General features: G+C 35.8%; 14 protein-coding genes and 2 pseudogenes. 2 read left to right on the forward strand and 14 right to left on the reverse strand.

Going from position 1 to position 14,092, the window contains the following annotated elements; all coding sequences use genetic code 11:
- Positions 1 to 192 precede the first annotated feature (192 nt).
- The 13 genes and pseudogenes from ACW6PM_RS13275 to ACW6PM_RS13335 form a co-directional block, all read right to left on the reverse strand.
- The gene (locus ACW6PM_RS13275) at positions 193 to 888 is read right to left on the reverse strand and encodes a LacI family DNA-binding transcriptional regulator (protein ID WP_456057443.1); all 696 of its coding nucleotides are present in this window, start codon (positions 886 to 888) and stop codon (positions 193 to 195) included.
- A gap of 6 nt (positions 889 to 894) precedes the next feature.
- Positions 895 to 1,191 (reverse strand): LacI family DNA-binding transcriptional regulator, encoded by a 297-nt coding sequence (locus ACW6PM_RS13280; protein WP_456057444.1) that lies wholly within the window; start codon positions 1,189 to 1,191, stop codon positions 895 to 897.
- Positions 1,192 to 1,197: 6 nt separating this feature from the next.
- Entirely contained in the window at positions 1,198 to 1,989 is a 792-nt protein-coding gene (locus ACW6PM_RS13285; RefSeq protein WP_456057452.1) for a carbohydrate ABC transporter permease, read from the reverse strand.
- A gap of 10 nt (positions 1,990 to 1,999) precedes the next feature.
- Positions 2,000 to 2,890, reverse strand: a complete 891-nt coding sequence (locus tag ACW6PM_RS13290; protein WP_456057445.1) for a carbohydrate ABC transporter permease — start codon at positions 2,888 to 2,890, stop codon at positions 2,000 to 2,002.
- An 85-nt stretch (positions 2,891 to 2,975) separates the two neighbouring features.
- Positions 2,976 to 4,283: an ABC transporter substrate-binding protein gene (locus tag ACW6PM_RS13295; RefSeq protein WP_456057446.1), complete on the reverse strand. Its 1,308-nt coding sequence runs from the start codon at positions 4,281 to 4,283 to the stop codon at positions 2,976 to 2,978.
- 364 nt (positions 4,284 to 4,647) lie between these two features.
- Positions 4,648 to 5,565: a helix-turn-helix domain-containing protein gene (locus tag ACW6PM_RS13300; protein WP_456057447.1), complete on the reverse strand. Its 918-nt coding sequence runs from the start codon at positions 5,563 to 5,565 to the stop codon at positions 4,648 to 4,650.
- Positions 5,566 to 5,632: 67 nt separating this feature from the next.
- On the reverse strand, positions 5,633 to 6,580 hold the full coding sequence (locus tag ACW6PM_RS13305) for a beta-galactosidase small subunit (protein ID WP_456057448.1): 948 nt from the start codon (positions 6,578 to 6,580) through the stop codon (positions 5,633 to 5,635).
- Positions 6,564 to 8,465 carry a glycoside hydrolase family 2 TIM barrel-domain containing protein gene (locus tag ACW6PM_RS13310; RefSeq protein WP_456057449.1) on the reverse strand — a complete coding sequence of 634 codons (1,902 nt, stop codon included), beginning with the start codon at positions 8,463 to 8,465 and terminating at the stop codon, positions 6,564 to 6,566. The genes ACW6PM_RS13305 and ACW6PM_RS13310 overlap by 17 nt, the downstream gene beginning before the upstream one ends.
- Positions 8,466 to 8,741: 276 nt before the next feature.
- The gene (locus ACW6PM_RS13315; protein ID WP_456057450.1) at positions 8,742 to 9,074 is read right to left on the reverse strand and encodes an SdpI family protein; all 333 of its coding nucleotides are present in this window, start codon (positions 9,072 to 9,074) and stop codon (positions 8,742 to 8,744) included.
- 340 nt (positions 9,075 to 9,414) lie between these two features.
- Positions 9,415 to 9,492: pseudogene (locus ACW6PM_RS13320) on the reverse strand (Fic family protein); the annotation flags it as partial.
- A gap of 80 nt (positions 9,493 to 9,572) precedes the next feature.
- Positions 9,573 to 9,887 carry a type II toxin-antitoxin system RelE/ParE family toxin gene (locus ACW6PM_RS13325; RefSeq protein WP_456057451.1) on the reverse strand — a complete coding sequence of 105 codons (315 nt, stop codon included), beginning with the start codon at positions 9,885 to 9,887 and terminating at the stop codon, positions 9,573 to 9,575.
- Positions 9,877 to 10,164 (reverse strand): type II toxin-antitoxin system RelB/DinJ family antitoxin, encoded by a 288-nt coding sequence (locus tag ACW6PM_RS13330; RefSeq protein WP_308651585.1) that lies wholly within the window; start codon positions 10,162 to 10,164, stop codon positions 9,877 to 9,879. Before ACW6PM_RS13330 ends, ACW6PM_RS13325 begins: the two co-directional genes overlap by 11 nt.
- A 248-nt stretch (positions 10,165 to 10,412) precedes the next feature.
- Positions 10,413 to 10,824: pseudogene (locus ACW6PM_RS13335) on the reverse strand (DNA polymerase Y family protein); the annotation flags it as partial.
- Between the two features lie 235 nt (positions 10,825 to 11,059).
- Here ACW6PM_RS13335 and ACW6PM_RS13340 point away from each other — a divergent pair.
- Both ACW6PM_RS13340 and ACW6PM_RS13345 read left to right on the forward strand, forming a co-directional pair.
- Positions 11,060 to 11,794, forward strand: a complete 735-nt coding sequence (locus ACW6PM_RS13340) for a helix-turn-helix domain-containing protein (RefSeq protein WP_012744154.1) — start codon at positions 11,060 to 11,062, stop codon at positions 11,792 to 11,794.
- Positions 11,795 to 11,877: 83 nt separating this feature from the next.
- A complete protein-coding gene (locus ACW6PM_RS13345) occupies positions 11,878 to 12,078 on the forward strand; it encodes a helix-turn-helix transcriptional regulator (protein WP_015516995.1) in 201 nt (66 codons plus the stop codon).
- 161 nt (positions 12,079 to 12,239) lie between these two features.
- Here ACW6PM_RS13345 and ACW6PM_RS13350 read toward each other — a convergent pair whose 3' ends face one another.
- Positions 12,240 to 13,319: a hypothetical protein gene (locus ACW6PM_RS13350; protein WP_012744156.1), complete on the reverse strand. Its 1,080-nt coding sequence runs from the start codon at positions 13,317 to 13,319 to the stop codon at positions 12,240 to 12,242.
- Positions 13,320 to 14,092: the final 773 nt, after the last annotated feature.

Raw genomic sequence — 14,092 nt, forward strand, 5'->3', positions numbered from 1 at the left:
AGCTGACGCATAGTATAATTACCATTGGTGTTGTTAGTTAGTAGCATAATTAATTATACCAAAAAATCGCTCAGACCTCACGGTCTGGGCGATTTTTTTCTAGGGGAGTTTTTTTACAGCCCCTTTATTCGGCTTAAGCAAAAACCTAAACCACTTCTAATAGGGATTTATTGGAAGTTTATATTACGTATCTCAGCCTGTAGAATCTTTTATCTGCAATTCATAGCCCAATATAGAATGCGGAAGAATCTTATTTTCGTTGAGATACGTGTATAAAAGTCTGCCTGCTTCTTTGCCTAAGGCTGCCTCATCCTGATAAATACAACTGATAGACGGAACGAATTCATCCAACAGCTTACTGTTGTGAAGAGAGGCTATCTTGATATCCTCCGGAATCTTCATTCCCATACTTTTAAGTATTCTGATGACACCAAGACAGATATTATCATCCATACACAGGATGCAATCCACATTTGCCGCCAGACTTTTTTCTACCGCCATTTCAGCCACTATTTCAGATTCTGTATCATAGAAGATCAGACTTTTATCCAAATACATATGGCTCTTCATATGTGCTCTGAGTATTCCATCAAGCCTTATCTGATTAACCTTATGGTCTCTTTCTGCACACATTACAGCCATCTTATTGAGTCCCTTGTGAATAAGTGCATTGGTCATATCATAGCATGCAGCCTCATTGTCTGTGTCTACTCTTAAAACATACTTATCATCACAAGGTCCAATTATTACAAAAGGTACACCATTTTCTTTCAGAAACTGTATTTCATCATCATTCTCAACAGTACGTGTCAGGATGACACCATCCATCACATGATTTTCCACAGCCTCCTTCAGATTACTAATATCGTCAGGTGAAATCTTTATCAAATTTATCTAATATCCTCTTATAGAGAAATAATCATACACACTGTATAATACATTTGAAAAATACGGAATTTTTACAAAATCGCCTTCTCCCGGAAGAACGACAGATATCATCTTCGTCACTATATCAGAATAATGTCTTTCTCTGGTATTTGGGATTAGATTATGTGATTCCAGATACTCATTAATCTTTACTCGTGTATTCTGTGATATTCTGCCGCTCCCTGATAATGCTCTTGAAACGGTTGAAGGCGATATATCAAGCTCTTTTGCTATATGACTTATATTAACCTTTTTCTTCTTCATTTCTTTCTACTTAACAGAACCGGTAATTCCCTCTACAAAGTGTTTCTGCAATGCAAAGAATACAATTGCTGTTGGAATAGTTGTAATAAGAACTGCCAGCATGAGCATTCCATAATCAGTAACATAACCAGCTATCAGATTAGATATCAACATAGGCATGGTCTGTGTTGTATTATCAGACATGATTACCTTTGCCCATAAGTAGTTGTTCCATGCATTCATGAAAGTAACAACACCGGCTGCCGCAAAAATTGATTTCATCGATGGTATATACATTCTAAAGAAGATACCAACCTCGCTAAGGCCATCAATTCTTGCTGCTTCTATAATGTCCACCGGAAATGCCTTTGCATTAGTTCTGAACATCATAATGAGTAATGGTGTAGCCAGAGACGGAAGCATAAATCCAACTGCTGTATTCAATAAATTCATTTTTGAATACATACGGAAAAGAGGAACCATCAGTGCAACGAAAGGAATCATCATAGTCATAAGTACTAATCCATATATCTTCTCTTTCGCTTTACTTCTATAAACTTCAAATGCATAGCCTGCAAGTGCACTTACTATAAGTGCAAAGGCTGTAACCAATATAGTGTATTTACATGAATTCAGGAAGCTGCTCCAAAGAGGCTGCTGCGCTGTCAGGTTTTTATAGTTTTCAATAAGATTTACACCAAATGTAAGCTTGCCCGATATTACATCCACGCTTTTATTTGTTGCAGCTATAACCATCCATAGTAATGGGAAAACTGAAATAATTGTCGCAACTATAAGTAAGATATAGATGCCTGTCATTTTTAATTTACTAGTCACGATCCTCACCTACTTTCATCTGAATAATAGCCAGTATTGCTACCATGATTAAGATAATAAATGACATTGCTGAGGTGTATCCAAAGTTAGGCACGCCCTTGAATGACATATTATAAATATAATGTGACATTGTAATGGATGCATTTCCAGGTCCACCCTTTGTCAGGTTCATAGACTCGTCAAACAGCTGTAATGTTCCGTTTGTAGACATAATGGCTGTCATGAGGATTGTTGGTTTAAGTAATGGAACAGTTATTTTAAAGAATGTCTGGAACGCTGATGCTCCATCTATCTTTGCTGCCTCATATACTGAGTATTCGATATTCTGAAGTCCGGCAAGGTAAAATACCATATTGTAACCTGTCCATCTCCAAACAAGCGCTATAATTATAACTATTCGTGCACTTGTATCATGTGAAAGGAAATTATATGCCGAATCTAAAATTCCAAGTTTCATTGCCAGATTGTTGATAAAACCGTCTGTTGCAAATAGCGATCTAAAAATAATAGCATATGCAACCAGTGATGTTGCACAAGGTAAAAAGATTGCTGTTCTGAAAAATCCTCTGAATTTCACTTTTGGATTATTAAGAATTGAAGCAAAAATCAATGCTAAAACAAGCATTACCGGTACCTGAATTATCAGATAAAAAACGCAGTTCTTAATTGACTGTACAAACACGTCATCCTGTAAACATCTTATATAGTTTGAAAAACCACAAAACTTCATATTTGTGCCTGTTCCTGTCTGGAACGATGTAATCAAGGCACTTATCATTGGATATAAGCTGAATAATGTAATAAGTATTATAGCCGGAACCAGGAATCCCCATCCGGTAGCATTCTGTTTCCCCCTCATACTCAGGCCCTTCTTTTTTTTCATATCTGCACCTGCTTTCCATTGTTAGAGTAAAAGCATGGAAAGCGTTTTACCGCTTTCCATGTCATTTATATGATTGTCTCGTAAATTATTTGCCCATATTGAATTCGACTGTCTGCTGTGCAGTTTCAAGTTCAGAATCAATATCTCCACCACCTACTACATTAGCAAGCGCTGTTGTAAGTGCTGTGTTTGCCTCAGTATAATAAACTCCAAGGTTTACAGAAGGTGTTTTAGATGCAAAATCTGCAATTTCTTTGTATATTGCCTGTCCACCGAAGAATTCCTGTGGCTCATTGTACACTTCACTTTCACTAGCCGGAAGCCATGTTGCTATGGCACCTGACTTAGGAAGGATTGTATCGTAAAGCTCTTTGCTTCCTGCAAATGTTTTTGCAAGGAAATCAGCTGCAAGCTTTGTATTCTTGCAATTCTTTGTAATAGCCCATGTAGAACCACCCTGATTAGAGTAGTTAGTTGCTGAATCAACTCCCGGCAGCTTAGGCATATTTGTAAGTCCCCATTTACCTGACTGATCAGTAGCTGTCTGTACAGAAGCAAGTATCCAGCATCCATTCATTACACCGCATGTCTTTCCACTTGTGAATGTTGCAATATACTCATCCCAGCTGTTAACTACTGCAAGTACATGCTTATCTACCATTTCTTTGTAGATTTCAATACACTGCTTAATATTTTTGTTGCCCTTGATATCAGGTGTATCATCATCCTTCCATGTACTAAAGCCTGCAGACTGAAGCATCTGGTAAATCAAATCTGAGCTGGCAGCCTGAACTGAAATAAGTGAGTATCCTGTCTTGCTGTATACATCCTCGCCTATCTTTATAAACTGATCCCAATCAATGTCTGTCAGATCATCGATTGTATATCCGGCCTGCTCAAGAATATCCGTTCTATAACATGCAATCTCTGCACCATTGTCAAATGGAACTCCATAATGTTTACCATCTACTGTAGAAGCCGCGAGCTTTCCTTCTGCAAACTGTGAGAAGTCAATGCCGCTATCAGTGATATCCTGATAGAGATCAGGGTATGTAGTAACATACTTCTGATATGCAAAATCCTGCATAAGACAGATATCAGGCAGCTTTGAATAATCTCCTGCTCCTACAATTGTTCCAAGCTGTGTCTGCAAGTCATCCCATCCAGTCTCTACAATATTAAGCTTGAAATCAGGATGATCCTTCTGATATACTTTTTCAGCCTCTTTCATCGCATAGATGTTGAATGTCTGATCCCATGCCCATACAGTCAGGGTGTTCTCATCCTCACCTTTTGCAGATTTATCATCTGATCCGCCACTTGATCCACAGCCAGCAAGCATTCCTGCTGTCATTGATGTAACTAATAATAATGAAAGTAATTTCTTTTTCATATTTGTCCCTCCATTGCGCTCATATTGCGCTATACCTTTTGTGCAAAATGCATATTAAATTTTCGGAACCGGTTTCCTATGTGTTAAATTATACCTACTGCTTGCGCTATCTAGTTATGATTATTGCTACTATATAAATCGATTTTGATAGTTTTTTATTTTTATTGCGCTTTATTTTGCGCTATTATTTCAAAACAAACTGGCATTTTGATAAAAATCTCAACAAACTTATGTATTTATTTCGTCATTTCACCAGTTTTTTTCGTAAAATATAGTATTATTCAAATAATTTTGTTCAATAAATGAGCAAAAAAAGAGCCTCTCACCAACTCACGTGTGTGACAGCTCCTTTGAGAAATTATATCTAGTCAATTTTTCTGGTATTTTCCTTCTCATATTGCTTAGGAGTTTTACCTGTAAATTTCTTAAAATTCTTATTAAATGTTGACATATTATTAAAGCCGCATTCCCTTGCCACCTCAGCAATGCTTTTATCCTTCGTGTCAAGTATTTTGCATGCCTGTGTAATACGGATATAATCAACATACTTAAGCGGTGATACACCATAGTGTGAAGTAAACAGACTTCGTAAATAACTCTCGCTGATATATGCAGCATCAGAAATATCAGACATTCTTATATCAGAGGCATAATTATCATTAATATATTCTATTGCAAGCTTAAGCTTGTAATTCGTTTCCTCATAATATGTATGCATAAGCAGCCCATTTTCTTGCGCATTTGAATAATTAATCTTGACAATCTCCATAAGCATCGCATAAATCAGACCTTTTAAACAGTTTTTGTATCCATATCCTCTTGTGCGAAGCTGATTCATAATACATTCCAGCTCCTGCGTAAGCATAGGAACTTTTTCATCATTTAAAAGCAGAGGTCTTTGTTCTATTCTGCGTATAGCCTTATCAATATCTCTCTTACAAAAATCATATTGTTCTGTCAGAAATGTTACAGGATTAATGCATACGCTTTCCCAATAGCATTTTTCACCATGCTCACTTATTATTGTATGCGGATAATTACGTGGTACGACAATAATTGTACCTCTGTCATAAGTACATACCTCATCATTAAATACTACACTACCTTTTCCAAAACGACAGATTGAAAACTCCATAAGATTGTGGTAATGATTTGTATCCACTACCTGTCCTTCGCTATTTAAACCATATTCTTTAATTTCATTACTTCCAAGCTTTGCAAATATATCCTCACCTGTGGGTAACTGATAAAACTTGAACTTTGCCTTTTTATTAATGTCCATATTTTTATTCTCCCAATCTGGCTACAAAAGAATTATTTTGTAGCCAGATCCTCTATTTAATTAATGGCTAACAGATTGTAAAAGAATAATCCTTATCAGTCTCCGCACTGATACGGTAATCCTCTTCCACATCAGTTCCCCAGCTGTCGATGCCTCCAACACCTCTTACTGCGCCATATACGCATAAAACAGTTCTTCTTGCCGGTGGCAGTTCCTCATGGTGAAGAGCGTTTTCAATCTCAGATGCTGTATAAGGCAGACAAGAAAATGCAAATTTTTCATCATTCTTTTCAATGCGCAGTGTCTGTGATGAGCTATCTGTCCTGCTGTTATCAAGAGCCGTATGTCTTGTAATTTCAAGCCACTCTGTATCCATTCTCATACCACATTCCTGCGGAACAAGATATTGTGTAAGACTCAGATCATCAATCTCATAGATGCCTTCTTGTGCACCTGCTTTTCTGTCAGGATATGTTTCCCCGGAGAGTCCCTTATATAAATATTTGTCAGCCAATGTTGGCATAATAAATCTCATTCCAAATACCGGGAATTCAGGAAGCCCCTGTACCCCATTATAATGTACATCCACGCGAATCTTTCCTGATACATCAACTGTATAGCTCACAAGAACAGTTGTAGCCGGTGTTGTTATGGTCTCGTATGTATATTTTACGATAATTTCATCAGCATAAACATCACCGCCATAGCTGTTATTATCAGGTGCATATGGTTTTTGCTCCTTGCCATCCATGATCACCTGTACTCCCTTACAGTCAATGAACATATCTGCTGAAAGCCAGCTTCCGCTTTTAATATGGAACTTGCTTCCCCTGTCATTATCTGTCAATGCTCTCCAGAAAGTAGGCTTTGGGCAACGGTACAGCCACTCATATCCATTTTTAACAATAGATTCCAGTCCTCCCTGTGCATAAGAGAAAATATAATCAAAGCCTTCACCATGTACACCAAGTGTATAGTCGCCATATACCACTCTTAATTTATCTGTATAAGCCATAGTAATACCTCACTTCCTGCATTGCCGGTTTTTCTTTCCTGTCAGCAAATACTATTCCATTTGCTGAGAATTCATAGTCTGCCGGTTTATCATCAAAATCTCCACCATAGCGTAAAACGTCTTTTCCTGTCACCGGATCTTTTACCATAATTGCCTGGTCAATAAAATCCCATATAAATCCACCATGATACATATCGTATTTGTCAATCAGCTTCATATAAGAACCAAGTCCACCCATTGAATTTCCCATATCATGCATGAATTCGCATAAAATATACGGTTTCTTCGGACTGTTATTCAAGTATTCCTCTACATCCTCAGGTTTTGCATACATTCTGGTCTCCAAGTCAGAAATAGTATCCTCATATGCCCTATTATAATAAGAGCTTTCATAGTGAACTAATCTTCCATCCTGCTTTTCAGCAAAATAAACGTTCATTGCCTCAATGTCATCTCCTGCATAGGATTCATTTCCTAATGACCAGAAAAGGATGGATGTATGGTTTTTAAAAGTCTCAAAATTGTTTTTTGCACGCTCAAGCACTGCATCTCTCCACTGTGGAATAGATCCCGGTACATTGCATGACGGTTCGATTGCCCCTAGCTTTTGGAATGAACCATGACTTTCCAGATTTGTTTCTGCCATCACATAAATACCTGCATTGTCGCACATATAGTACCATGGTATCTGATCAGGATAGTGGCAGGTACGCACAGAATTAATATTGTTTCTTAACATACATGATATATCTGTCTTCATGTCTTCTATTCCAATGCATCTTCCTGTTCTTGCATTCCACTCATGACGGTTTACTCCCGTGATAACAAGACGTTTTCCATTCAAATAGATTACTTTATCTATAATCTCTATTCTTCTGAAACCGATATCATAAGGGATCACCTCGGCCAGTGAACCATCCTCTGCTTTGAGCTCAACATAAGCATGATATAAATATGGATTATGATTATCCCACAGCTTGACATTTTCCAAGTCAACGCAAATTGTGCCTTCCAAATGGTCGTTTTCTTTATTTAACTGTAATGACTTCTCTACTAATATATTTTCTTCTCTGTCCTTTAAAATAAAGCATGCAGTTACATTCTGACTGTCAGGAGCAGATACCTTCATGCAGACAGATACGCTTCCGCTTTCATTATCTTGATTTAACACAGGTTTGAACCATACATCCTCCAGATGAACATCCGGAATTGCCTTCAAAGTAACATTTCTGAAAATTCCAAAAAATCTGAAAAAGTCCTGATCCTCTAAAAATGCCGCCGTGCTCATCTTATGCACCTGCACTGCCAGAACATTTCCCTTTTCCTTAATATATGGTGTCAGATCAAACTCAGAAGGTGTGAAGCTGTCCTCTGCATAACCTATAAACTGACCATTAAGCCACAGATACATAGCTTCTTCTACACCCTCGAAGCAGATATGTATTCTTTTTCCACACATGTTCTTATCCAAATCAAAGTATTTGATATAAGAGCCTACCGGATTGTACTGTGCTTCTGAAAACATTCCTTCTTCTGCTCCGGTTGCCTCCATACTATAAGCTCCTCTGTGGTACTCTTTTCCTTCCCACGGATACATAGTGTTGATGTAACGTATCTTATCATATCCAGCCAGTTCAATATGTCCCGGAACCATAATTTTATCGAATCCTGATGCATCAAATGTTTCCTTATAAAAATCAACAGGTCTTTCCATCACATTCTTGCTGTAAGCAAACTCCCATTGACCATTTAATGACTGTAATAATGGATTTTTTTCTTTTTTCATGTCTGAATAATCCAGATAATAGCTATGATCACTATGTGGTTCCAATTGATTTACCTTAAACACTTCCGGATTATCAAGCCATTTCATATCAGCGTTCATATTTTTCCTCACTTTCCTATTATTAATATATAAAACCAAGAACAATAACTGCTTTGCTACATCTAAGATATAACAAACCCCTTGCAAAGAGCAATGTAATAAATTGTACAAATCATGCACAAAATGATACTGTTATAATTACTGTATTAAGCAACTTTTGACTATATATTCTGTTATTTTGGCAAGTAATAATTCTTTTCGTATTCTATAATGACATCGTAAACAGAAAGGAGATGAATTTCCATGAGAAATAAATTACACAATTTTATTGATAACTTACTTAGCTTTTATGCAAGCTTCTTTAATCACAGATTTTATCAAATGTAATGTGCACAGCATACATAAAATACCTGATGTCCCCCATATCCTTCCACTAAAGCTATGAGTTGCATTCCAGTTTTCTTCATCCTGTAATGTCCATACAATCCTGATTCCTATCGTATTGTCCTGCTTAATCTTTGGCAGGTAATTTCCTATAACAATAAACAATAAGCTTGTTCCATAATAAATTAATGCTATAAATAAATCCTCTGTTTCTGCTCCAATATGTGTCAATTTAGCCATACCATTATATAGCAATGTCATAATAGGTATAAGCCATATAGTCATCTCTATAGCCTTGCGACTCTGTTGTCTGTTCTTTTTAATAAATAAAAATACAAAAGGTTATGACCTGCGAGGCATAAAATATAACCGGAATTAGTATTCCACGTCGCCAATAATTAAATATGGCGACTTGATGGCAGCGTGCAGCTATTTTTACACCCAATCCATAAAATGAGCTAAAAAAAGAGACCCATATCAAAAATGATATGAGTCTCTAAAAAGCCTATAAAATCAAGTTTTCTATTTAGAATTTGCCCTCATCTGTGTCATTTTTCTTTTTTCACGTAAGTCTCTTATATTATTTCTAATCACATATGGATCAAATTTAGTTCTGCTCACTTCTGCCACCAAATTCATTCGGAAGTTTCTTATAATCACCAACCGCAAACCAATCTTTTTTGGAATCGCTAATGCCATTTCTGAAGCCCAAAAGCCGGACTCCATCGAAAATGAAGTCCGGCAACACATTTTGCATTTTGAAGCTGATATTTTAATCTAGGTTTAATTCATTTTATTTTCATAATCTTGCAATTCGTGAAAAATATTATCCACATAAACAATATTGTTTTCAATACGATAAAGCATAAAATATCGATGCGATAAAAAATTAATTCTTCGATATCCTAACACTCTTAGTTTTGGATTATCACAAAGCTTCAGACTTCCAGCAACATTTGACAGACTTGTTTTTGTTGCTTCGAAATCATTTAATAAATTTCTTGCAGCCTGCTCACTTTTCTTTTCAAACAAAAGATATGTGATGAATCTATCAAGATCCTCCTCCGCATCCCTCATTAAAACAATCTTATAATCCATACTTCAACCTCATATCAGAAACCACAAGATCTGCATCTCTGAACATCCCCTGTTCTCTGGACTTTTCCAATTTTGCAAGCATTTCTGCCTCCGTCATAGGTGCATATGGATTTGATTCCGTCTGCCTTTTTATTTCAAAAGGAAATCCATTTGTCGCAACTGCCTGGGTTAAAAAAATTCTGATTGCTGTTGTTGTATCTGTTCCTAAATCCTTAAATAGTGCATCTGATTTACTCTTTAACTCATCTTCTACTCTGACCTGAATTGTACTAGCCATATTTAGCACCTCACTTCCATCTATTTTCTTCATTATAATGCTAAATCATTTCTATTTCAATACATATGTATTGTATGTCTACAAGACAATTCTGAAAATTCTGTAGACTTCTCGTAGACTTTTGCTTAGGATTATCACGTAGACTTGGCAGACGTAAAAAACAAGGTCAGTCTTTCCACACCCTGATGATTCCAAGACTGACCTTATTGTCACTAATTCATATTCTGTTGCAATTCTTTTATGTTGTCCAAATCAGACAAATCCATTCCTTCATATCTCTTAACAATGAGCAATCCATCTCCTTTAAGGGAACTGCTCCCTGTCACATCAAGCCAGCACTCATCAATTCCATATGGCTCCTACATATCCGTATATTCTGCATATATCTCATGTACCATTCTTGAGAATCGAAGATATAAGTCCATTCTTGGTGAAACAAACGTTATGTCAGGACAGACCTGCTTTGCCTGCCAGAGTGCCATTCCTGTTTTCACACCGTACTTTCTTGGCAATATAGTCAGCTGTTAAGACAATCCCATGTCTTGCCTCCGGGTCACCGCCTACCGCCAGTGGCTTTCCTGCAAGCTCCGGATGATGCAGATGCTCAATCGAGGCATAACAACAGTTGATATCTGAATGAAGTATTACCCTGTCTCCCATCTTCATCACCTCCTGCATTTAATCTGTCATTACCATAACCTTTAGTACAAGTATATGAGTAATGTTTCTTACAGGGCATAGTATAACCCCAAGAATAATCGACTGTCAACGGACACATGTGTCCTTTTTCTCATTATATTGGATTTTTAACTTGAATAATTGGCACTATTGCTATATACTATGGAGTGAAAAGAGACATTTGAAATCAACAAAATGAAAGAAAAGAGGCGTATGTATGTACTCAATCGGAGAAATCATTTCAACGTATAGAAAAAAGAAAGGCTTGCTCCAGCAGGATCTCGCTGATGAACTGGCAAAGGAAGGCATCACTATTTCCTATAAAGCCATATCCAACTGGGAGAGAAATCTTGCTGAACCAAGCGTTACCATATTTTACAAAGTATGTAGAATCCTTGGTATTACTAACATGTATGAAGCATATTTTGGAGTAAATCCTGCCGATCCTTTTTCATCACTTACTGATGAAGGCAGGGAAAAAGCTATGGATTATATCAATCTGCTTCACGCATCCGGAATGTATGAAAAACAGACTGCTAAGATAATTCCATTCCGAAGCATTGATATTTTTGAAAATGCTGTATCAGCCGGAACTGGTAACTTCCTTGTAGACGGACCGAAAGAGACTGTACACATAGATGAATCTATCCTGCCGGAAGACACTACTTTCGGTGTCCGCATTAGTGGTGACAGTATGGAACCTGAATTCCATGATGGTCAGATTGCATGGGTATTACAACAGGAATCTGTTGCTAATGGAGAAATCGGCATATTCGCTCTTAACGGAGAAGCCTATATTAAGAAATTACAAAACGATAAAGACGGAATTTTCCTTATCTCACTCAATGAAAAGTATACACCTATCAAGGTTGGAGAAAATGACCGCTTAGACATATTTGGAAAAGTTCTTGGAAAATCTGATGCTTCTGCTATTACAGGGCATTGCCGATAAAATTGCAAGTCCTTTTTATCGGACACATTATTTTGCATAATGACAATAAGAAAATATCTATAGAACTGAAAGAAGGGATTTTTATGGCGGTTACCAATAATATCAGAGAAATCCGAGAGCAGCGTGGCATTTACCAGGATGACCTTGCCGCTGCTATCGGATACAGCACCAAAACTGTCGGCAGGATAGAACGTGGGGACAGTACTCCATCTGCCGAATTTATGCTGCGAATATCAATGTACTTTAATATGCTGGTGGAAGATGTCTTCCATGTAGAAGATTGAGTCGGAGGGAGCAATTCGGTAACAAAGCGATTTTATAACAGGCTTATTTCGTGCACCTTTTTTACTTGGGTGACTGCTTTTGTTCCCAGCACTAGCACCGAAAATGTCATATAAGTATACTCCAATCATGAAACCAACTTACCTTTGGCAGGTTTGACTTATTAAAGAGTGAACTTCATGGATTCAGGTTTAATATAAAAAATCCCCGAAAGATAATTTTCTTCATTTGATTTTTTTATTTGAGTCTTACATTTTAGATACAAATTCATATCTTTTAATTCATATTGATAAATTATTTTATCTGATAAAATATAGATAACATTCTCATTAATCGTCATTTGCTCTACATCATGTCCAAGTTCTATATTATTTAACTCTTTGGTTTCTAAGTTATATATAGATATACTTCCACCTTCTCTTTTTACCAAGTCAAAGTGAGAAACGATAAGTATGTTATCCCATACGGCCAAATCTAGTGGATAATATTGATCAAATGAAATTGTTTCTATCGTCTTGTCATTTATCGAATATATGCAAACGGTATTACATGGATGATCACCAGAATCTACTGAGTTTGAAAACAATATGTTGTTGTCGAAAAGAATTGCTTTATAATGAGTACCTCCATAATTTGTAATATCAATTTTCTCATCAAAACTCAGTTCTTCAGCATCATAAATGTAAATGTAAGAATTCATCTCTTTTCCGTATTTTGTAGTAGCAAATGCAAATAACATATCTTTACTACACAATAGCTTGCTTACATAAACACCTTCAATTTTCTCACTTACGACTTGATTATTTTCTTTACTACATTTATTAATGTACGAATCACCGTTTAACGTATTGCAAGTATAAATATTTTTATCATTAACACAAATACTATTCATTGCCAACTGATTGATTTCATAGATTTTTTGATTCCCACTTTTCAACTCAATTTTCAGAACCTTTTTTTCATCCTTAACATTAGTTTTTCCTTGAGGAATCAAATATAGTTCATCTTCATAAATTACTGGATTATAAAAAATACTTCCTAATGAAGCGTATTCCAATGGAAGCGTAGCTGTTTTTTCTAAATTTTGATTATAAAAGTAAATTCTACTTTTTTTACTATTACCACTTGTTTCAATAACTCCAACAGATGAAGTTGTTAGATCTATATTCGCACTCTCTCTATGCGTACATCCAGTAAATCCTAGAAACACTATTGCACAAATTGTAAAAAATTTTTTTTTCATACACATACCTCATCTAAAATATCAGCCTGGAAAATTTGAGAAACATTAATTTATACACAAATTTTCCAGGCCGAGTCATCACAAAATATTACTTAAAACATTATTATTTCAATTAAAAAGGACTAATTAAGAATAAAAATAAAATTTCAAACATTAACCAGCGTGATGAATTCCAACTGGTAGACACAAAGAAAGTTATAATAATGCAGATTATTTGTGGAATAATAATGTTACACAAATAGTTTTCTGGAAACCAAGAAATAAAATAATTCGACCCATCATTCTTTATAGAGCAGGCTATAATGATTAAACACATTCCAATATTCCATAAAAGCGTTTGAAACATAATAACGGACACAGCATTAATCTCATAAATTGCCTTATATCCTACCACTTCCGAAACTTCTTTAACATAATTTCTATTTGCACTTGATACATAATAATATGTTAAGCACACAATAAAAAAGCATACGTAAAAGTTAAATCTAGCAACTGTATGAATTAACGAAAAACCTGTCATTCCCAAACTCGAAAAATAAATTGTAAACCCATAAGTAATAGCAAACAACAAAATACTCATTATAATACAAATTTTTGATTTTAAATAATATTTATATATTTCAATTGTCATACTATATACTTCCTAGTCTTTGAGTAAAGTTTACTTCTTCGGCATGCTCCGAAGTGTATTACTTAACGAGACTACTTCTTTAATTTTTTTAAATAAATCTTCTGGCATTTGTACAAAACTTTCCCCTATATATGATGATAAT

Source organism: Agathobacter sp. (genome assembly GCF_977054825.1).

Coding starts and splice junctions, on each gene's coding strand:
- ACW6PM_RS13340 (WP_012744154.1), top strand. CDS start 11,060: ATGTACTCAATCGGAGAAATCATTTCAACGTATAGAAAAAAGAAAGGC.
- ACW6PM_RS13315 (WP_456057450.1), bottom strand. CDS start 9,074: ATGACTATATGGCTTATACCTATTATGACATTGCTATATAATGGTATG.
- ACW6PM_RS13345 (WP_015516995.1), top strand. CDS start 11,878: ATGGCGGTTACCAATAATATCAGAGAAATCCGAGAGCAGCGTGGCATT.
- ACW6PM_RS13285 (WP_456057452.1), bottom strand. CDS start 1,989: ATGACAGGCATCTATATCTTACTTATAGTTGCGACAATTATTTCAGTT.
- ACW6PM_RS13305 (WP_456057448.1), bottom strand. CDS start 6,580: ATGGCTTATACAGATAAATTAAGAGTGGTATATGGCGACTATACACTT.
- ACW6PM_RS13295 (WP_456057446.1), bottom strand. CDS start 4,283: ATGAAAAAGAAATTACTTTCATTATTATTAGTTACATCAATGACAGCA.
- ACW6PM_RS13330 (WP_308651585.1), bottom strand. CDS start 10,164: ATGGCTAGTACAATTCAGGTCAGAGTAGAAGATGAGTTAAAGAGTAAA.
- ACW6PM_RS13310 (WP_456057449.1), bottom strand. CDS start 8,465: ATGAACGCTGATATGAAATGGCTTGATAATCCGGAAGTGTTTAAGGTA.
- ACW6PM_RS13290 (WP_456057445.1), bottom strand. CDS start 2,890: ATGAAAAAAAAGAAGGGCCTGAGTATGAGGGGGAAACAGAATGCTACC.
- ACW6PM_RS13350 (WP_012744156.1), bottom strand. CDS start 13,319: ATGAAAAAAAAATTTTTTACAATTTGTGCAATAGTGTTTCTAGGATTT.
- ACW6PM_RS13325 (WP_456057451.1), bottom strand. CDS start 9,887: ATGGATTATAAGATTGTTTTAATGAGGGATGCGGAGGAGGATCTTGAT.
- ACW6PM_RS13300 (WP_456057447.1), bottom strand. CDS start 5,565: ATGGACATTAATAAAAAGGCAAAGTTCAAGTTTTATCAGTTACCCACA.
- ACW6PM_RS13280 (WP_456057444.1), bottom strand. CDS start 1,191: ATGAAGAAGAAAAAGGTTAATATAAGTCATATAGCAAAAGAGCTTGAT.